This window comes from Clostridium sp. SGI.024 (assembly GCF_050315195.1).
GTDB lineage: Bacteria > Bacillota > Clostridia > Clostridiales > Clostridiaceae > Clostridium.
Genome location: NZ_JBNPON010000022.1, coordinates 26,448 through 47,214, shown reverse-complemented (window position 1 = coordinate 47,214; position 20,767 = coordinate 26,448). Strand labels below are relative to the sequence as shown.

Here is a 20,767-nt window from a genome sequence, read left to right as displayed (position 1 = left end):
TTGTTTAACTCTAAATTTTATTTAAAAATTCTTTGCATTGTTTTCTATTTTTAAAAATATATATTTTTTTATTTTTTTGCTTATTAAGTATTCTATATAATTTATCTCTGTGATTTTTATTAAAATTCCATATCCATTTCATAAATTCTAAATCGAATTTTTCTGGACATCCTTCTGCCATGTCTGGCCTAACTTTTCCGTAATTTAATAGAACTCTTTTGAATACCCCTAAAAAGCATGTCCTTCTTGGATAGTCTAAATAAATAACTGTATCACATCTATTTATTCTTTCTTCTAAGGTTCTATCATAATTACCGTCAATTATCCATTTGTCTTTCTTTAATTCTTCTCTAAGTAAGGTATTAAACTCTTCTCTAGGTATATAAACCCAACCTTCGCTCCAAAATAACTTATCTAAATGAACTACTGGCAAATTAGTTTTTTCTGATAAAGCTCTAGATAATGTAGATTTCCCACTACCTCCACAGCCTATTATTATCACTCTATCCATTTCTTATTTATCTCCTATGTATATTTTAATATATTCATCTTATACTCTTATTTTCTTCTATGGCATTATCCATTAATTCTTTTAGTTCATCAACAGTTCTAACATTGTTCCCACAGTTATTTCCACAATAAATTCCCTTTTTAATTGGAGCAATAAAAAAACCTGCAACAACTCCCCCCAAAAAACAAGTAAGTCCCAATAATACCTTCTCTTTATCCTTCATATAACTCTCCTCCCATCTCTCACAATTCTATATATACTCTTAATAATTAAAAATAATCATAATTTTATATTCTATATCGCTAAAATATTTGATGTTTCTTTATCTTCTACTTGTAGTATAACTTTAAATTCTATAACTGTTCCTGCAATCCAAGAAACTTCTGCAAACAAGCCCAAAGCAACTGATTCACCCGAATTAATTATTTCCTTTTGCATATCCTAGTCTTTTTCCTTTATAAATTATAAGCCCTATCATATCATAAGAATCATTTGGTTCTGTAGATAATTTTATCTTAGGAATATATACTAAACTATCTTTTTCTTCTTCATTAATATAATAGATATATATGAACTAACTACTAATAAACCTGCTATTAAACAACTCTGTACAATATTTACCTTATCTAAAAATAAAAAGCAAGCATTTAAAGAGTTTATTAAAGCATGGCAAAGTATACATAACCAAAGACTTTTAGTTATATGATAAATTGCACCTAGCATAAATGAAAATCCTACAACTAAAATTGAGAAAGTCCGAAAATCTAGCATCTGCTGCTGAGATGTTCCAACTATATAAAATAGAGGTAAATGCCATACTGCCCATACAATACTTACAATTATAGTAGATACTATGAAGGAATACTTCTTTTCAAGTTCATGTTGTAAAATATATCGCCATCCTAATTCTTCTAAACCACCACCAATTATATTGGATATTAGTAAAATTGGTAACAGATATATTGGTGTTAAATAAGAAACTATTCCAATAGTAAATGGTAAAACAAAATATAAAGTAAGCAAAATTAGAATCAATATATAATATTGCCAAGGTTGCTTAATAGAAAACGACTTTTTAAAAAAATCCTTTATTCCATCTACTCTATTACATTTTTTTAAATAAAAATATGCAACTATTGTTGGTGATAATCCTCCTGTAAGATATATAATCATACTAATAGGTGTACCATATACCAAATATTCAAATTGATTTGCTAATATAATTGCGCCCCAACATCCAAATGTTAATAAAAATGTGAATACTAAAAACTTAATTGCTCTTTTATCCATATTTCCCCCTTAAAATAATAGAAATTTTTACCTTTAAATAATAAATAAAGAGTTTTTTATAAAATAGTAAACTATTATTTAGGTTATTTTTTATTAATTTTTTCTAATTTATTCAAATCCATTTTTACACTATTCTTATTATTTGGGATCAACTTACCATTTTCAGATAAATATGTTCCTTGAACTGGATTCAAAAGGCTAAATGGTGAGTCTTCATATTGTTTTAAAAAGAAAACATATTTTTGATTTTTCTTTAATGGAGTGGTATTATTTTCAGAAAATGTAATATTATCAAAATCCCCACCTAATTGTTTAACTTCAATTATAGTTTTTTTATCTATATTACCTTTATAATTTTTATAAACCTCCACTTGAAATATAGTATATGGAAGTTGAGTCGTATCAATTTCTCCACCAGGATTTTCTTCTTCATTAGAACTCTCAGAATATTCACCAACACTTAGATATTCTGATTTATAATTCAGTATTTTTCCTTCCACTATTACATCTGAATTATTTATTAAGTCATCATCTGTATCATAATTATAGTAATCTGCTGAAATTATAACTTCTTCTTTTTGAGCTTTTTGATTCAAATTATTACAGCCAACAAATAACATAGTTGTTAATGTAGATATAAATAGTATACTAAATACTCTTTTTGATTTCATCATTACACCTTTCTCTTATATGCTTACGTAAATTTTGTGTTTACATCATTTATATCGTAGGTTTGTGGCCTGGTTAATGTGTTTCTATCTCTAGAATACTTCATTATTGAAGAAGAGGTTGTACTTGGATTATCAGCTAAGCAAAGTATATGCCCTAATTCATGAACTAATACACTTTGTACAAAATTATTAAAGTTAGTAGCATCATTAGATATAGTTGTAGAATTAAGTTTAATTTGAAATTTAGTTGTAGTATTACCTGATACAGTTTGAGTTGCTAATCCATACCATGTATCTGAATATCCTGCTGCTACAATAGTGTTAGCCGATGAACTGCTTTTTGTAATCCAAACACGTGTCGCTGTAGAATTCCAATTAGATATAGATTGATTCATAGGTGTTTGCCATGTATTGTTATAGTCATATTCTTTAACTGTAAAGTTTGGAGAGCTAAATCCATAATTCATTAATGTTGCATTAGTTACTACAGGAGCTCCAATTAATAATGCTAATATTATTATAAAATATGATTTTTTAATATACTTTTTCACAATTATTTCACACCCTAATTTTTTGAAAAATTTAAATTTATTTGATTATATTAAAAAGAACTCATATAATCAAGTAGGTTTAATAATTAATTAATGTAATATTTGCAATGTAAATTATAAATAGTGAGGAGAGCAAGAGACTGATTATGTTCAGTATATACCTTAACTCCTTGACTACTTACAGCTACTCCTCCATTTAAAGAATAATATTCAATTTTATCCATTTATTAACTTTAATAAATTTCATTTTCTATTTATTTATGCAATAATAAGAATATAAAATAAAAAGGTCGGTGATTAAATTATGAATACTGAAATAGAAAAATTAGCTGAAATATTAAGAGAAAGCAATAATATTGTTTTCTTTGGGGGAGCTGGCGTGTCAACCGAGAGTGGTATTCCTGACTTTAGAAGTTCCAATGGTCTTTTTAATGAAAAACTTAATATTACCTTTACTCCTGAACAATTAGTATCACATAGCTTTTACATAAGATATCCTGAAGAGTTTTTTAACTTTTATAAGGCTAAGCTCATTTATCCTGAAGCTAAACCTAATGAAGCTCATATTGCCTTAGCTAAACTTGAAGAAATGGGAAAATTAAAAGCTGTTATAACTCAAAATATAGATGGACTTCATCAAGCTGCAGGAAGTAAAAATGTTTTTGAACTTCATGGGTCTGTACTTAGAAATTATTGTGTTAAATGTAATGCTTTTTATAATGAAAAGTTTATTTTAGAATCAAAGGGAGTACCTACTTGTACTAAATGTGGTGGAAGAGTTAAACCTGATGTGGTTTTATATGAAGAAGGACTTGATGATGCTACTATTAGAGGCGCTGTAGATGCAATATCAAAAGCTGATACATTAATTATTGGTGGAACTTCTCTTGTAGTTTATCCTGCTGCTGGACTTATAAATTACTTTAGAGGTAAAAATTTAGTACTTATTAATAAGAGTACTACTTCTGCTGATAATAACGCTGATTTAGTTATTCATGATTCTATTGGTAAAGTATTAAGTTCCGCAGTTAATAATTTATAAATTCCTAGAAAATAAAATAATAAAGGTAATTACGCTCTATTAAGGGTAATTACCTCTATTATTTTATTATAATTTCTTTTCTATTCTATCTCGTATCTCTTCCATACGTTTATCTAAAGCTGCACTGATTTCTGAACACTCTACTAAGTCTTTTTCAAGCATCTCATTTTCCTTTGGATCAATATTTTTCTTATATCTCAATTTATGTTCTAGGCTTGCCCAAAAATCCATAGCTATGGTTCTCAGTTGCACTTCTACCTTCATAGATTTCTTTTCATTTCGTAAGAAAATTGGTACTTCAATAATTAAATGTAAGCTCCTATACCCACTTTTTTTAGGATTTTTTATATAGTCTTTTTTTTCAATTAACTTAACGTCATCTTGACTTAATAGGCATTCTGCTAACATATAAATATCTTCTGGAAATGAACAAATTACCCTTATCCCTGCTACATCCCTAATATTTTCTTGTATTGCCTCTAAGGAAAAAGGTAAATCCCTATCCTTAAGCTTTTTTATAATACTTTCATAAGACTTCAATCTAGATTTTATACTTTCTATTGGATTTCTATCATACTCTAATGAAAATTGTTCGTCTAATACTTTAAACTTTGTTTCTACTTCCATAATTGCACAACGATAATAAGCCATTAACTCGTTCATTGGCATCATATTTTTATGTATGCCATCTATAAATTCATCACTTATTATTTTGTCTCTAAAAAATTTCTTACTAAGTCTTTTTAACATATACCCATCCTCTACCATAGTTTAAATTGATATTATTACAGTAATATTTTAACATGAATTCAAATTAAAAACATTAATCTCAAATTAATATTAATTAATTTATAACAATTTTATATTAAATATTTTAAAAATAATATATGTATTTTTTAGTATATTATTACAAATTTCATTAAAAATATGCTGAATTTTTCTTCAATTTATAGTATCTTATAATTAAGTAGATATATTTGTAATTTATTAAATTATGTATTGAAATGGGAGATGTTCATGAAAACAGGGAAATTAAATAAAATTACTGATGTTAATGGAATAAAGGTAGGACATAAAACAATTGATAATGGAGATATTCATACTGGAGTAACCGTTATTATTCCAAGTGAAAATAATATATTTTTAAATAAGTATATAGCTTCTACTTATATAATAAATGGCTTCAGTAAAACAAGTGGTTTAATTCAAGTTGATGAACTGGGTACCTTAGAAAGTATTATAGGCCTTACAAACACTTTAAATGTTGGTACTGTTCAGCAAGCTATAGTAAAACATATGTTAAAGGATAATCCTGATATAGGTGTTGATACAGGCACAATTAATGCTATTGTTGGAGAGTGTAATGATGGCTATCTTAATGATATTCGTAAATGTGCTATAACAGAAGAAGATGTTTATGAAGCTATAGAAAATGCAACTATAGATTTTGATCTTGGAAGTGTTGGGGCAGGAAGAGGAATGTCCTGTTTTGAAATGAAAGGTGGTATCGGCTCTGCTTCTCGTATTGTTGAATTAGATGGCCAAGAATTCACTATAGGTGTTTTAATCTTAAGTAACTTTGGACTAAAAAAAGATTTTATATTGGATACACTTAATTTTTCTGATTTTAATGATAGTAATTTAGAAAAAGGAAGTATTATTATTATTCTTGCTACTGATATCCCCCTATCATCACGCCAATTAAAAAGAGTTTGTAAAAGAATGAGTGTTTCACTGGTAAGATTAGGTTCTCATTTAGGTAATGGAAGTGGAGATGTGGTAATTGGATTTTCAACAGCAAATGTTATTCCTCATTACAAAGCAGATGATATTATTACTCTTAAAGAAATTCATGAAGATAAAATAGACATAGTATTTAGAGCTTCTATTGAAGCCTGTGAAGATGCAATTATGAGTTCATTACTAAATAATGAAACCCTTGTTGGTAGAGATGGACATACTCGCCTTTCTTTATTAGTATATTAAAAAAAATTTCTTTAGCTAAAAAATAAATATACTATTATGGCAACTTGGAGTTTATGACATATCAAACAATAGTATATTTATTTTTTATTTAAAAGCAAAAAACTTTAATAATATAAAAGTTACTGGAATTCCTATAATTGCAGCTAAACAATATGCAATTAATTTATGTAACCCTAAAATATTAAAGGTTATTATTACAACTATGTTTTGAATTATAAAATTAGGTATATATGAAATTCCAAACTTAATAAATTTAGTAAAGGATAACTTTTCTTTAAAGGTTATATAACTATTTAAAATATATGAAACTACTAATCCTGAAATATACCCTAATATAAAAGCTAAATTTTCATTAAGTATGCTTGAATATATAAAGGAAAACATAACTCCATTAAAGGTATTTATAACGCCTATAATTATAAATAATATAAATTCCTTATTTATAAATATACTTTTTATTTTGTTTATAATATTCATTTATCTTTTCTTCCTTATTTCTTATTAATTTATCTTTAATAATATATCTTGGTCTAGCTTTAGTTTCATTATATATCTTCCCTATATATTCACCTATTACCCCTAATGAAAGTAATTGAATTCCACCTAACATCCATATGGATATTACAATTGATGTCCATCCAACTTCTGTTTTACCCAGGAACTTTACTACTAATGAATATATTAATGCAATTAAGCTTATAAAAAATATTGAAAAGCCTAAAACTGAAATTAATCTTATAGGTTTAACACTAAAGGAAGTTATTCCATCAACTGCAAAGGCAAGCATCTTTTTTAATGGATACTTAGATTCTCCAGCAAATCTTTCATGCCTTTCATATTCAACTATAGAATATTTATATCCAATTAGAGGTACTATACCTCTTAAAAATAAATTAACCTCTTTAAATTCAGCTAATGCTTCTAATGCTCTTTTACTCATAAGCCTATAATCCGCATGGTTATAAACAACATTAACCCCTAGCTTATCCATCAATTTATAAAAACCTAGTGCTGTTGTTCTTTTAAAGAAGGTATCTGTTTTTCTAGAGCTTCTAACTCCATAAACTATGTCACTACCTGAATAATATTCCTCAACAAATTTTTCTATTACATCTATATCATCTTGCAGGTCTGCATCTAAGGAAATAACCATATCTGCATATTCCTTTGCTACCATTAACCCTGCTAACAAGGCATTTTGATGCCCTCTATTTCTTGATAAATTCACTCCTGAAAATATAGAGTTTTTATTGTAAAGTTCTTCTATCATATCCCAAGTCTTATCTTTAGAGCCATCATTAACAAATAATATCTTGCTTTTCTTTGATATTTTTTCTTCATTTATCATCTTATTTATTTTTCCCAAAAGTCTTTTAGATGTTTCTATTAAAACCTCTTCTTCATTGTAGCAAGGTACAACTAAATATAATATTTCCTCCATACTATTATCTCCTTTTATTTTAGGCTTCACTTAGATTGTACTTTTTTAATAAAAACTTAATTCCTTCTATTGCAAATATAATAAATGTCCATGCTATTATTAATGAATATCTTCCTTGAGCCTCTGTTACTAAGTACATAACTCCATATCCACAAAGTATTATATATAATAAATTTATTTCTGAATCATCTGTTCTTTTTCTTCTATTAAATAATCCTAAAAACGCAAGTATAATAATACATCCATAAATAACTTCAATAAACCAAAGGGACACATTAACTTTAACTGCATCTTCTGGCATATCTAATTTAGATAAATATGCTCCCTCAAAATCTCCTATACTCCATTGCATTGCAAATTTAAATATATAAAATCCAACTAATTTTAAAGGATTAGTAGTTGTTAATCTTTCTTTTATAATTTCCTTACTAGCTTTATCTATCTTGTCATAGTCATAATTGTATTTAGTTACAATTGATGCATCTTCTTCATTCCATCTTCCAAAGTTCTCTATATTAGTTCCTTTCAATATACTAGTAACCTTAGGTTCACTACCTTTCCATAATGGAAATTCTGTTACTCCTATTCCTTGTAATGTAGAGCTTACTGCAAATAAAACTAAAAGATATGGTAATAAGTAAAGTCCAACTCTTTTAATCTTTTCAATAAGCTTGTCCTTTGTGTAAATAACTAAATATATTCCAAAGGCCATAATCACAATTGTTGCAACCATTCTAAATAAATTACCTATAGATAACATAACTCCAGATAGTATAAGATAGTATTTACTCTTCTTATTTTTAACTACTAAGATAAATAAATAAGTACTTAGTATATAAAATGGTATTGCAATATTTTCTGTACAGAGTATTCCAACAAAAGTTACTAGTGGTGGAAAAAATGAAGCTAAGCCAGCTGCATATAATCCTAATTTTTTAGAATTAAATATTTCTTTTGCTAAAAGATATATTAAATAAACTGTTATAATTCCAAAGAATAAATTAACAACCTTCATTGCAATTATATTATTAACTGGAAATAACTTTATCATAAATGACATATATAAGCTCATTACTGTTAAATGTGGAAACCTTCCTAAATATCCATTTCCCCAAAAAGCACTTGTATTTCCTTCTAATAAATCCTGTGCAGTTTCATAAATCACTCTAAAATCTGATATTGGCATAGTATATATATTTAATAACCACAATACACGTAAAATAAAGGATAATAATAAAATTAATAATATCTTATATTTAGTCTTTATATTCTTTTTAATAATATATAGTTCTAAAGAAATTGTAATTCCTATAATTAATATTGGTATTATAACTTCAAAGCTAAATTTCTCATAGAATATTAAACTACCAGCTGTAATTAATCCACAGGATATAACAACTATCCCCATTAAAACTGTTAATATATTTGTATAAAATTTTGTAAAAACTATTTTAAACTTTTCCAAAACTCTCTTTAAAACCCTCCTAATTTTCTTAATAATAGCTAGTCCATTTTATTTGTAGCATTGTAATAATCATTTTTTATTATTTTATCTGCTATATCATAAGCTTTTTTAAGCATTTCTTCTTCATCTTCCTTTGGATTTCCTACTATTATTCCATCCTTAATAACAGTTGCATCCCTTTTAGTATTTAATAAATTTCTACCCATTTGATATCCTTTTGTATCTACGCCTAATAGATATGCAACAGTTGGCATAATATCTATTTGTCCACCATAAGTTTCTATGGTCTTACTAGGTATATGACTTCCACAAATAATCAAAGGAATTTTACTGTCCTTTTCTTGCCACCAGTTTCCTTCAATATTACTTGCTTCTACATCTTCCATATAATATTTATGAACTCCACCATGATCTCCATAAATAACTACAATAGTATTATCTAATAAATCTTTTTCCTTTAATAATTCAAAAAATAATCCTATTTGCTTATCTGCATAATGAATACTTTGAAAATATCCACCTAACCTATTCTTATCTAGCTCCTTAGGCAAGTCTAATTCTCTGTATTTTTCATCAATATCAAAGGGTCCATGACTAGTTAATGTAGGTAATACAGCTAAAAATGGCTCTTCTTCTTTTGCGATTTTTTCTACAAATTGTGTATAAAAGCTTCTATCTGATAATCCAAAACCAACTCTTTCATCTATATTATATTCTCTTATATCCCATATGGTCTTATAGCCTGCTGCTGACTTCCCAGCCTCTGCAAAGTTCCAATCTCCAGCTTTTTCTGCATGAGTTAAAATAGTATTATATCCTTCTTTATTTAATATCCGTGGCAATGAATAGTATTTTACTTCTGGATATTCTAAATAAGTAATTACATCCCCTAAAGGTAATACTCCTGAAGCTGCCATCATATCCATATCTATACTATTACCTGCATTATTTTGCTCATGTATATTTTTAAAATATAAATTATCTTTAATTAACTTATTTAAGTTAGGGGTAATTTCTTGTCCAAATACTTTTTCATTAATAACAAAGTTTTCTAAAGCTTCAATTTGAAGAAATATAATATTCTTTCCTTTAGCTAGTGCTTTATATTCATTATCTTTTAACTCTTCTTTGTTCCAAGCTAACCATTCATTTATTTCCTTAATATCACTATTCCTAGTTTTTCTTCCTAGCTTTTTAATAGTTTTATAGTCTTCATAAATATGGTTCCCTATAGGAGATCTATATACAATTTTAGTATAGGGGTTCCATGATCCTTGCCATTCTTCTTGTATAAATCTGACCTTTCCATTAGATAAATCCTTTATATCAAATATATAGTGATAAACTCCTATTATAGTAATACATAAAGTTATTAATACTAATGAAATTCCTACTCTTCTTACATGATTAATTTTACCGCTAAGTTTTTTATAATTAATTAATAATAAAACAATGTCAATTACAAAGATTATATCTATAATTCTAGGATTAATTATGCCTTTATTTAAAGTATTAAATCCTTCCTTAAAGAATAAGAACTTCAACTCTAATAAATGTCCAGTTCCCCTATATACCCATAAATCTAAAATTATTAAAAGGGTATATACAACATCTATAATAATTAGATATTTAATCAAATTTTTTCCTTTAAACATTAAACATGGAAATATAAATACTCCTAATATAGCTAAATGAGCTAATATTACAAATATATTTATACCTACTCCATTAATATTAAAAATCCCGTTATCAAAGGAAATAAATAATGCAAATAAAAACCCTTTTATATATAAGATACTTATTATTTTTGTTATCCATTTATAACTATTCAAGGTCTTCCCCCCATTAGATCCTTAATTATACATCTAATTCCTTACATTTACTTCCTTATTATAACCTTAATTATATTTTTTTACAATTAAGTTATCTTCTTCATTGAATGATTCTTCTATTATTTTACTATTAAGTATATTACAGTACTTATAATAAAACCCTATACTACTCTAGTACCATGAATTTCTTTAGCTCCAGTGTACTCCATAATATAATCTCTATTTTCTTTATTTACGCCCTTACCTGGCATAATTATAATTCTATCATCAGCATACTTTATTAAATCTTTAATTGATTCTCTTCCAATTAGAGCATTTCCTCCTGCTGCACCCTTAGTTAATATTCTATCTACTCTAAGTTCTACTAATTCATCAATAGCTTCCTTTTTATCTTCTATTTCATCAAAGGCCATATGGAAAGTAATATTCATAGGCTTGGCCTCTTCTACTAATCTTTTAGTTGTATTTAAATCTATTTTATCTCCTTTTAAGGCTCCAATTACTACTCCATAAGCACCTAATTCTTTACATATTTTAATATCTTCTATCATAATTTCTACTTCTTCTTCAGAGTATTCAAAGTTTCCTCCCCTTGGTCTTATAATAACCATTACTGGAATCTTAAGACTGTTAATTGCCTTTTTTATATTTCCAAAGCTAGGTGTTGTACCAGCTTCTGAAAGATTATCACAAAATTCTATCCTATTAGCTCCTAATTTTTCTGCTCTAACTGCTTCATTATAACTTCCTACACATGCTTCATATATCTTCATAAAATCCTCCTAATTTAACCAACTATCCACAAAAATTTATAGTTGATTTTTATACAAATATAAAAATTTCAAAGAAAAACTCAATCTAAATGAAATATTTCTTTTTGTACATTTATTATTCTAACTGTACAATACAAACAAATAAATCACAAGATTGAGCCTTTGATTTAATATTTTCTTAACTTTTTTTAACTATAATATTGTCTTTTCAGATAAACTCTTATATCTTTCATATCTTTCTTTAGCATCTTCTTCTGTCTTTTCAAACAATTCATCTGCTATTTCTGGGAAAGCTTTTGCTAATGATGAATATCTAACTTCTCCCATTAAGAACTCTCTAAGACTTGCAGTTGGTGCCTTTGAATCTAAATTAAATGGATTCTTGCCAGTAATCTTTAAATCAGGATTATATCTGTATAAATGCCAGTATCCTGAATCAACTGCTCTCTTTTCTTCATATGGAGTATTAGCCATACCCATCTTAATTCCATGAGATATACAAGTAGCATAAGCTATTATTAATGAAGGTCCCTTATAGGCTTCTGCCTCTGCAATTGCTTTAAGAGTTTGATTTAAATTAGCTCCCATACATACTTGTGCTACATAAACATAGCCATAGGTCATAGCCATTAAGCCTAAGTCTTTCTTCTTAGTTCTCTTTCCTGTTGCAGCAAACTTAGCAACTGCTGCTTCTGGTGTAGCTTTAGAAGATTGACCTCCTGTATTTGAGTAAATTTCAGTATCAAATACTAAAACATTAATATCTTCTCCTGAAGCTAATACATGATCTAAACCGCCAAAGCCTATATCATAAGCCCAGCCGTCTCCACCAAATATCCATTGGGATCTCTTAACAAAGAACTCTTTATCTTTTAAGATTTCTTTAGCAATTTCTGAATTATCTTCTTCTAAAACTCTTCTTAAGTTTTCTGCTCTTTGTCTTGTTCCTTCTCCATTATCTACATTATCTAACCAATCTTTTAATATAGCATTAGCTTCTGTAGACATATTTCCTTCTTCTAAAGCTATTCTTACATTATCTGCAATTCTATCTCTAATTGTCTTAACTCCTAAGAACATACCTAATCCATATTCAGCATTATCTTCAAATAATGAATTAGCCCAAGCTGGACCATTTCCTTCATGATTAGGTCTATAAGCAGTTGAAGCTCCTGATGCAGCCCAAATTGATGAACAACCTGTGGCATTTGCAATCATCATTCTATCTCCAAATAATTGAGTTACAAGCTTAGCATAAGCAGTTTCTCCACATCCTGCACAAGCTCCTGAGAATTCTAATAAAGGTTGTTCAAATTGACTTCCCTTAACTGTAGTCTTACTCATAGGATTTTCTTTTGGAGTTAATTCTTCAATTGCATAGTTCCAAGCTTCTATTTGCTCACTTTGTGTATCCATAGGCTTCATTACTAAAGCTTTTCCTGGTGCTGGACAAATTTCTGCACAGTTTCCACATCCAGTACAATCTAAAGGAGTAATTCCTATAGTATAGTTAAATTCTTTATCTCCTTTAATTCCATTTGCTTTAATGCTCTTATAGCTATCTGGAGCATTTTTTAACTCCTTATTAGTTGATAAGAATGGTCTTATAACTGCATGAGGACAAACAAATGAACATTGGTTACATTGAATACACTTATCTGGAATCCATTCAGGTACATTAACTGCAATTCCTCTTTTTTCAAAGGCAGTTGTACCAGACATAAAGGTTCCATCTTCAGCTCCTGCATCTATAAATGTTGATACTGGAATACTGCTACCTTCTAATTTATTTATTGGAATACATACTTCTTCAACAAACTTTGGAACATTTATTTTTTCTTCTAGCATATCATCTTCAGCATTTTTCCAATTTTCTTTTGGGTTTATTTTAACTAATGACTCTAAGCCTCTATCTATAGCTTCAAAGTTCATATTAATTACTTTTTCACCCTTTTTACCATAGGAAGTTACTACTGCATCTTTTAAATATTTAACAGCATCTTCAATAGGAATAATATTAGCTAACTTAAAGAAAGCTGATTGCATTATCATATTAATTCTTCCACCAAGACCTATTTCTTGTGCTATCTTTATAGCATTAATAGTATAGAACTGTATATTATTTTCTGCTATGTATCTCTTAATCTTAGCTGGAAGTTTCTTATCTAATTCTTCTTCACTCCAAATAGTATTTAATACAAATACTCCATTCTTTTTAAGTCCCTTTAAAACATCATAATTATATACATAAGATTGATTATGACATGCTATAAAATCTGCTTTATCTATTTCATAATGAGATTTTATTGGAGACTTACCAAATCTTAAGTGGGAAACTGTAATTCCACCTGATTTCTTTGAGTCATATGCAAAATATCCTTGAGCATACATATTTGTATGGTCACCAATTATTTTTATAGCACTCTTATTTGCTCCAACTGTACCATCTGAACCTAAGCCCCAGAATTTACAAGCTGTTATACCTTCTGGAGTTGCATCTAAATCTTCCTTGGGTGTTAATGATAAATAAGTTACATCATCATCAATACCTATAGTAAATCTATTCTTTGGTTTATCTAAATTTAGATTATCAAAAACAGCTTCTATATGAGCTGGATATGGGTCCTTTGAACCTAATCCAAATCTACCACCATAAACCTTAGGTGGATTTTCCATTTCATTAACTGCTCTAACTATATCTAAATATAAAGGCTCTCCAATAGAACCAGGTTCTTTAGTTCTATCTAATACAGCGATTTTCTTAACTGTCTTTGGAATAACCTTTAATAATTTTTCTATAGAGAATGGTCTATAAAGTCTTACCTTTACAAGTCCAACTTTTTCTCCCTTAGCTCTTAAGTAATCTATAGTTTCTTCTGCAACTTCTATTACTGAACCCATAGCTACTAATATTCTATCTGCTTCTGGATCTCCATAATAATCAAAGCAATGATATTCTCTTCCAGTAAGTTCAGTTATTTTTGACATATATTCTTCCACTATATCTGGAATATCTTCATAATACTTATTTAGAGATTCAGTTAATTGGAAATATGTATCTGGATTTTGTGATGTTCCTCTTGTAACTGGATGATCAGGATTCAATGCATTTTTTCTAAAGTTATTTAATGCTTCATAATCAACAAGATTAGCTAATTCATCATATTCTAAAACCTCAATTTTTTGTATTTCATGAGATATTCTAAATCCATCAAAGAAATTTACAAAAGGCATTCTAGCTTTTATTGCAGTTAAATGTGCTACTGGAGCTAAGTCCATAACTTCTTGAACTGAGCCTTCAGATAACATTGCAAAACCTGTTTGTCTTGCTGCCATAACATCTTGATGGTCTCCAAATATACTTAATGATGAGGTTGCTATTGCTCTTGCAGCTACATGAATAACTGCTGGAAGTCTTTCACCAACCATCTTATACATATTAGGAACCATAAGTAATAAACCTTGTGAAGCTGTAAAAGTTGTACTTAATGCACCTGCTTGAAGAGATCCGTGTAAGGCTCCTGCAGCACCTGCTTCAGATTGCATTTCAACTACCTTTACTGGCTTTCCAAAAATATTTTTTCTTCCATTAGCTACCCATTCGTCTACATGTTCAGCCATAGGTGAAGAAGGTGTTATAGGAAATATTGAACTTACTTCAGTAAGAGCATATGAGACATAAGCTGCTGCGGTATTCCCATCCATTGTTTTCATTTTTCTCATTTTCTATTAATCTCCTTTTAAATTTAATATGCTAATTTATATAAAACTCTTTAATATTTTAAGTATTTGCATAGACATGTTCTATTATGCAATTAATATTTTCATTAACTACATGCCATAGTTCAAATTTACTATACCAAAATCTTCTTATATTTAAAAGTTAATAATTATTTTAGAATAATTATTAACAATTTATATATAAAAATAGGAGCTACTTTTATAGCTCCCCTAAAAACTGTTAGTGATGGTGATGCAGAAATTATAAGCTCTGATAATTTATCTGGATTATTATTTATACAATTTTGTAAATATAACTTACTTCCTTTTAAACTTTGTTCCCCGTTATTTTCATTCATCATTAATTCCCCTTAATTTAATATATTAATAGTTTAAAATTTCTTTATATAAAATAATATACTTATATATCCCTCTAAATTGCATATTTTAAAAATTTTTTTGTAAACAAAAACGATGTGGATATTGACGTTGGAATAGATAAAGGGTAAAATTGTAAAAAGATTTATTTTATGCAAATTATTAGGGACTATAAACACTATTACTTTATAATACGAGGTGGTGGTTAAAACCACTCTATCTCTACAGATATTATAATATAGATTTAATAGTCTCCAAAATAATGAGTTTATAGATATCTCCTAACAAAAATCTAAATAACAGAAAATTTAGTTAATGCTATCTTAACTACATTACACGAGGGGGAATATGTGATATATGAGAAAAAGAAAAATTAGAAAAGTAATAATAAGCGGCATAGCACTATCTTTAGTATTATCTTTTATGCCTATTAATAAGGTACAAGGTGCGGACTCCACATTTGTTCATGTATATCCGGACGAAAGAACCTTTGAACAAATTAATGAATATTTTGCTACTCACCCATTTGATACAAATATGAAAGACGAGTACGACATAGAGCCTGATATTGCTAACAAGGCTATAAACGACCAAATAAAAGCCGGAGCTATTGACATAAAAACAGACAAGAATAAAAGAGAACAGCTTATAGGTAAGCTTAGCGACAAAACAATTAACAATGCTCTAAACGCCATAAACTGTATTAGATACGTAGCAGGAGCAGTAGAAATGAAAATCGATGAGGAGAAAATGATGTGCGCCCAAGCGGGAGCTGCTCTTAGCGATTATTTAAAGGTAACTACCCACTATTTACCAAAGGATAAGACTTTAGAGGCAGGCATTGCTGAGCCTGTGTTTAATATAGCCTATAAAGGATCATCTATGTCAAATATTGTACAAGGAGGAGGTGTTGCTGGAAAAATCGTAAATAGCTTTATGCCTGATCCTGGAAACGACGGAACAGGACTTGGACATAGAAAACTAATTTTGACTACAGCTAACAATACAGTAGGATTTGGAGCTTCAAGAAATGGACAGAATCCAAACGTATTCCAATACTCCATGGGTAATTTTAACTTAAATCATTCAGGAGTTATGTGGCCTGCTAGAAAACAACCTGTAGACATCTTTAACACAAATAGCTCTCAAAACCCATGGAGCTTTGTAGTGCGTCCTAATAAAATTAAGGTTAAAGAAGCAGAATTAAAAGTTACATTAGAATGTAACGGAGAGATAGAAGAAATATTACCTGGGCAAATGGTTGGAAATTTAAGGAGGCTTTTTTATAAAAACGAAATGATAGTTTTTAGACCTGCTAAACAATATAAGCCGGGAGATAAAGTAAAGGTTACTATAGAGGGAATTTATAAAAACAGTAACGAGGATATAAAGGCTCCTACTACATACGATGTACACTTCTTTGAGATAGGTACAATTCCTTACTCAAATATAACTGTAAATAGTGCTACTAGATCCGATGAGACTAACGCAAGTATTAATCTTACATCTGATGGTGCTGGAGTGTTAAAATACTTAATAGTAAATGAAGGAGATAGTGAGCCTACTATTGATGAGATATTAAATGGAGAAGAGGCACTACTTAGTGAAGGAGATAATTCACTGCATTTGGACAGCTTACAAGGGAATAGTTCAAAAAAGCTTTACTACGTAACACTAAGCAGCACAGGAATAAACAAGCCTTCTAGTGAAGTTTCTGCAAGCGGCGAATTAAGCAACATAAAGGCTCTAGATATAGCTGGATACAAAAAGGAACCTATCATATATGACATACTAGAAGGAAAAGAAGGTGAAGTATATAAGGGAGATGACGCAGGATACAAAGTAAGATGCAGCGGAGAATTCCATAAGTTCACAGATCTACTAATAGACGGACAATTAGTAGATAAAAATAATTACAAAGCAGTTAGCGGAAGTACGATCGTAACACTTAACAAAGATTATGTAGCTACTCTTAGCCTTGGAAAGCATGACATCACATTCAAGTTCACAGACGGAGAAGGCTCGACTTTATTTAATGTACTCGAACAAAAAGAGAACGTAGGCGGTGGCTCAAATATAGATAAAGAAGAGAACGCAGGCGGTGGCTCAAATATAGATAAGGAAGAGAACGCAGGCGGTGGCTCAAATATAGATAAGGAAGAGAACGCAGGTGGTGGCTCAAATATAGATAAGGAAGAGAACGCAGGTGGTGGCTCAAATATAGATAAGGAAGAGAACGCAGGCGGTGGCTCAAATATAGATAAGGAAGAGAACGCAGGTGGTGGCTCAAATATAGATAAGAAAGAGAACGCAGGCGGTGGCACAAATTCTAATGTAGCGCAAAATACCACAAATCCGGAAAGCTCAAACAGAGTAAACACAGGTGATGCTAATAATGCAATTCTTTGGATAATCTTAGCGATTTCTACTGCAAGTACTTTAGGCATACTGCTTGTAGCAAAAAGACGTAAAAGCTTCAGCTAAACTGAAGTAGGTTAAACCAAAAGATAAAAGCAGCGTTAAAATAAGGCTAAATAGAATAGGACCTAAACTCAGGGATACAAAGAGCGGAGTTTTGGGCGTTCACTTAGGGATTGAGAAAAACAGTTTTTGAGTGACGTCTTCAAGCGGTGACAAAATAAATAACGACCATACAAGAGTAAAAATGCTCCTGTGTGGTCGTTTTCTTATGCTCAAGTATTGAATTGGTAGGTGAGCTTTATTTATGTAATTCTCTATACTTATCAATAAGTGAAGCTGAGTCTTCAATAGAGTACTTCAAATCTTGAGAAGTAGTAGACTTATCAATAAGTCCTGCAGATGAATGTGACATTGGATTTGCCTTTCTCAAATCATGCGCCTGCTTAATTATTATTTGTTTCTTAAAGGTCTTTCCGAAGATGATAAACAACTAATTTCTGAGTCAGATGTGGGTTTTGTTGTGATTTATGAGAGAATATAAGGGGCAAGGCAAGGAATAGACACGGACGACAAGGGGTACAAGAAACAAGAAAAGCCGATAAACCTTGAAAAATAAGGATATATCGGCAATTTAAGAACTTATGCGAAGATATGGAAAAAGGTGTACTCTTTTTATAATAAAAAGATCATCCTATAAGGACGAACTTTTATAATTATAAATTTACCATTTTAATTGTTTTTTCATTTCAATAACAAGTATATGTGATTTTTTATTAGCCTTAATATTAATATTTTCTTCAATTATTTCAAGAGCATCTCTTTCATTAAGTTCAAAATTATTAATAATTGAATCGCCTTCTATTTGAATTAAATAAGCCTGTCTATTAAATTCAACTTTAAAGTCTATTTCTTTTCCTTCATCTAATTCTACTACATAGAAGTTTGCATCTTGATTAATTTTAATAGGTGCATTACCATACTTGCTTGAAACTATATTAAGCCATTTATTTTTTCTATCTTCTTCTTTAAATCTATAATCACCATAAGCTGGTTTATAGTTCTTTTTATCTGGAACTATCCATATTTGAAGTAATCTTGCAGTTTTATCACCTAAGTTATGCTCACTATGGTATACTCCTGTTCCAGCACTCATATATTGGACTTGCCCTCTATATATAGTGTTTTTATGTCCCATTGTATCTCCATGAGTTAACTCACCATTAATAACATATGATACTATTTCCATATCCTTATGTTGATGATAATCAAAACCTGTTCCTGCTGCTATTAAGTCATCATTTATAACTCTTAATACTCCAAAATTCATATTATCTATATTAAAATAATCTGCAAAGGAAAAATGAAATGTGCTTCTTAGCCATCCTAAATCACTTTTCCCCATATTTCTATGGTCTAACTTTCTTAACATAATATTCTCCTTACTTTAAAACCTTAACTCTATTTTCTATTGGAGAAAATTCTTTTTCACCTGCTGGTGCTAAGATATTACCGAAAGGCATTTGAGCTATCATCTTCCAATTATTTGGTATATTAAATTCCTTTTTAGCTTCTTCTTCTATTAATTCAGTATAGTGTTGAAGGCTTGCTCCAAGTCCTTCAATTGAAAGTGCAGTCCATAGTGCAAATTGCATCATTCCTGAAGTTTGTGATGCCCATACTGGGAAGTTATCCTTATATAAGGCAAATTGCTTTTGTAATCCTTCAACTATTTCAAAATCTTCATAGAATAAAGCTGTTCCATAACCAGCCTTAAAGGAATTTATCTTTCCTTCAGTTGATGCAAAATCACTTGCTGGTACTATCTTTCTTAAAGCTTCCATAGTTATATTCCATAGCTTATTATGAGATTCACCTAATAAAACTACAACTCTTGATGATTGAGAATTAAAAGAAGATGGCACATATTTTACTACATCCTCCACTATTTCTTTAATCCTTTCATCTGATATAGGTGATTCATTACCTATTGCATATATACTTCTTCTTTCCTTCATTGCTTCATAAAAATTTTTATTCATTAATAATCCTCTCCTTTTTATTACCCTCTCTTAAAATTTATATAATTCTAACTAAGAAAATTACTTAAGAATCTTTCTAAATTTAATTAAATTTTCTAGTAGTTCTCTTTTACTTTCTTCACTTAAGTCTTTAAATAAATCATTTAAGAAGTCTTTATGTTTAGGAAATATATGGGCTATAAATTCTTTTCCCTTTTCCGTTAATGAAACATAATAAACTCTTTTATCTATATTACATTTTCTACGAATTACTAAATCCTTTTTTTCTAGCTTATTAATTACATAAGTAATAGTTCCACTAGTAACAAGGACTTTTTCTGCTACCTTTTGCACAGGTTGATCACCTTTGTGATAGAGCATTTCTAAAACTCCAAATTCACTAATATTTAATCCAAACTCTTTAAAATTCTTTTCTATTTCAGAAAATAAACTATCATAAGTTCTAGCCATTGCAATAACTAACTTTAAATTTATGTCACTCATATATTCACCTACATTATCTTGATTTCAAGATAATTATATCCTTAAAAAATCTTGAAGTCAAGATATTTATTGAAAGTAATTATCAATAAATTTTATTATATATAAAAAATAACAAACCAAATTGAAAGTAAAAATACATTCAATTTAGTTTGCTGCTAATTTTT

General features: G+C 29.0%; 21 protein-coding genes. 3 read left to right on the top strand and 18 right to left on the bottom strand.

What is annotated here, in order from left to right; translation table 11 throughout:
* Positions 1-10: 10 nt before the first annotated feature.
* From ACQRD5_RS08305 to ACQRD5_RS08280, 6 genes are all read right to left on the bottom strand, one after another.
* Positions 11-511: a DNA topology modulation protein gene (locus ACQRD5_RS08305; protein WP_291626437.1), complete on the bottom strand. Its 501-nt coding sequence runs from the start codon at positions 509-511 to the stop codon at positions 11-13.
* Positions 512-545: 34 nt separating this feature from the next.
* Positions 546-734 (bottom strand): hypothetical protein, encoded by a 189-nt coding sequence (locus ACQRD5_RS08300; protein ID WP_291626439.1) that lies wholly within the window; start codon positions 732-734, stop codon positions 546-548.
* Positions 735-805: 71 nt separating this feature from the next.
* The gene (locus tag ACQRD5_RS08295; RefSeq protein ID WP_291626441.1) at positions 806-949 is read right to left on the bottom strand and encodes a hypothetical protein; all 144 of its coding nucleotides are present in this window, start codon (positions 947-949) and stop codon (positions 806-808) included.
* Positions 950-1,039: 90 nt separating this feature from the next.
* The gene (locus tag ACQRD5_RS08290; protein ID WP_291626444.1) at positions 1,040-1,801 is read right to left on the bottom strand and encodes a CPBP family intramembrane glutamic endopeptidase; all 762 of its coding nucleotides are present in this window, start codon (positions 1,799-1,801) and stop codon (positions 1,040-1,042) included.
* Between the two features lie 83 nt (positions 1,802-1,884).
* On the bottom strand, positions 1,885-2,475 hold the full coding sequence (locus ACQRD5_RS08285; protein ID WP_320899956.1) for a hypothetical protein: 591 nt from the start codon (positions 2,473-2,475) through the stop codon (positions 1,885-1,887).
* Positions 2,476-2,495: 20 nt separating this feature from the next.
* Complete coding sequence (locus ACQRD5_RS08280) at positions 2,496-3,023, bottom strand: hypothetical protein (RefSeq protein ID WP_320899954.1); 528 nt, start codon at positions 3,021-3,023, stop codon at positions 2,496-2,498.
* A gap of 304 nt (positions 3,024-3,327) precedes the next feature.
* Between ACQRD5_RS08280 and ACQRD5_RS08275 the strand changes: the two genes are divergently transcribed.
* Positions 3,328-4,065, top strand: a complete 738-nt coding sequence (locus ACQRD5_RS08275; RefSeq protein ID WP_291626449.1) for an NAD-dependent protein deacylase — start codon at positions 3,328-3,330, stop codon at positions 4,063-4,065.
* A gap of 66 nt (positions 4,066-4,131) precedes the next feature.
* Here ACQRD5_RS08275 and ACQRD5_RS08270 read toward each other — a convergent pair whose 3' ends face one another.
* Positions 4,132-4,815, bottom strand: coding sequence for a GTP pyrophosphokinase (locus ACQRD5_RS08270; RefSeq protein ID WP_291626451.1), 684 nt, complete (start codon positions 4,813-4,815; stop codon positions 4,132-4,134).
* Between the two features lie 267 nt (positions 4,816-5,082).
* Between ACQRD5_RS08270 and ACQRD5_RS08265 the strand changes: the two genes are divergently transcribed.
* Complete coding sequence (locus ACQRD5_RS08265; RefSeq protein WP_294363750.1) at positions 5,083-6,051, top strand: P1 family peptidase; 969 nt, start codon at positions 5,083-5,085, stop codon at positions 6,049-6,051.
* Between the two features lie 84 nt (positions 6,052-6,135).
* Here ACQRD5_RS08265 and ACQRD5_RS08260 read toward each other — a convergent pair whose 3' ends face one another.
* From ACQRD5_RS08260 to ACQRD5_RS08230, 7 genes are all read right to left on the bottom strand, one after another.
* Positions 6,136-6,528, bottom strand: coding sequence for a GtrA family protein (locus ACQRD5_RS08260; RefSeq protein WP_291626455.1), 393 nt, complete (start codon positions 6,526-6,528; stop codon positions 6,136-6,138).
* Positions 6,488-7,492 carry a glycosyltransferase family 2 protein gene (locus ACQRD5_RS08255; RefSeq protein ID WP_294363748.1) on the bottom strand — a complete coding sequence of 335 codons (1,005 nt, stop codon included), beginning with the start codon at positions 7,490-7,492 and terminating at the stop codon, positions 6,488-6,490. Before ACQRD5_RS08255 ends, ACQRD5_RS08260 begins: the two co-directional genes overlap by 41 nt.
* Before the next feature lie 19 nt (positions 7,493-7,511).
* Positions 7,512-8,957 carry a glycosyltransferase family 39 protein gene (locus ACQRD5_RS08250; protein ID WP_294363747.1) on the bottom strand — a complete coding sequence of 482 codons (1,446 nt, stop codon included), beginning with the start codon at positions 8,955-8,957 and terminating at the stop codon, positions 7,512-7,514.
* Positions 8,958-8,995: 38 nt separating this feature from the next.
* On the bottom strand, positions 8,996-10,789 hold the full coding sequence (locus tag ACQRD5_RS08245; protein WP_294168842.1) for an LTA synthase family protein: 1,794 nt from the start codon (positions 10,787-10,789) through the stop codon (positions 8,996-8,998).
* Positions 10,790-10,950: 161 nt separating this feature from the next.
* The gene (locus tag ACQRD5_RS08240) at positions 10,951-11,562 is read right to left on the bottom strand and encodes a copper homeostasis protein CutC (RefSeq protein WP_294168843.1); all 612 of its coding nucleotides are present in this window, start codon (positions 11,560-11,562) and stop codon (positions 10,951-10,953) included.
* 192 nt (positions 11,563-11,754) lie between these two features.
* Positions 11,755-15,285: a pyruvate:ferredoxin (flavodoxin) oxidoreductase gene (gene nifJ / locus ACQRD5_RS08235; RefSeq protein WP_294168844.1), complete on the bottom strand. Its 3,531-nt coding sequence runs from the start codon at positions 15,283-15,285 to the stop codon at positions 11,755-11,757.
* A 167-nt stretch (positions 15,286-15,452) separates the two neighbouring features.
* Entirely contained in the window at positions 15,453-15,641 is a 189-nt protein-coding gene (locus ACQRD5_RS08230) for a hypothetical protein (protein WP_294168845.1), read from the bottom strand.
* Positions 15,642-16,017: 376 nt separating this feature from the next.
* On the opposite strand from ACQRD5_RS08230, the gene ACQRD5_RS08225 reads away from it, so the two are divergent.
* Positions 16,018-18,144 (top strand): CAP domain-containing protein, encoded by a 2,127-nt coding sequence (locus ACQRD5_RS08225; RefSeq protein ID WP_336624131.1) that lies wholly within the window; start codon positions 16,018-16,020, stop codon positions 18,142-18,144.
* Positions 18,145-18,379: 235 nt separating this feature from the next.
* Here the strand turns inward: ACQRD5_RS08225 and ACQRD5_RS08220 are convergent, their stop codons facing one another.
* From ACQRD5_RS08220 to ACQRD5_RS08205, 4 genes are all read right to left on the bottom strand, one after another.
* Complete coding sequence (locus ACQRD5_RS08220) at positions 18,380-18,571, bottom strand: Abia family HEPN domain-containing protein (RefSeq protein WP_291631925.1); 192 nt, start codon at positions 18,569-18,571, stop codon at positions 18,380-18,382.
* Positions 18,572-18,802: 231 nt separating this feature from the next.
* A complete protein-coding gene (locus ACQRD5_RS08215; RefSeq protein WP_291631927.1) occupies positions 18,803-19,510 on the bottom strand; it encodes a pirin family protein in 708 nt (235 codons plus the stop codon).
* Positions 19,511-19,520: 10 nt separating this feature from the next.
* Positions 19,521-20,120 carry a nitroreductase family protein gene (locus ACQRD5_RS08210; RefSeq protein ID WP_291631929.1) on the bottom strand — a complete coding sequence of 200 codons (600 nt, stop codon included), beginning with the start codon at positions 20,118-20,120 and terminating at the stop codon, positions 19,521-19,523.
* 60 nt (positions 20,121-20,180) lie between these two features.
* Positions 20,181-20,603 carry a MarR family transcriptional regulator gene (locus ACQRD5_RS08205; RefSeq protein WP_320899941.1) on the bottom strand — a complete coding sequence of 141 codons (423 nt, stop codon included), beginning with the start codon at positions 20,601-20,603 and terminating at the stop codon, positions 20,181-20,183.
* Positions 20,604-20,767: the final 164 nt, after the last annotated feature.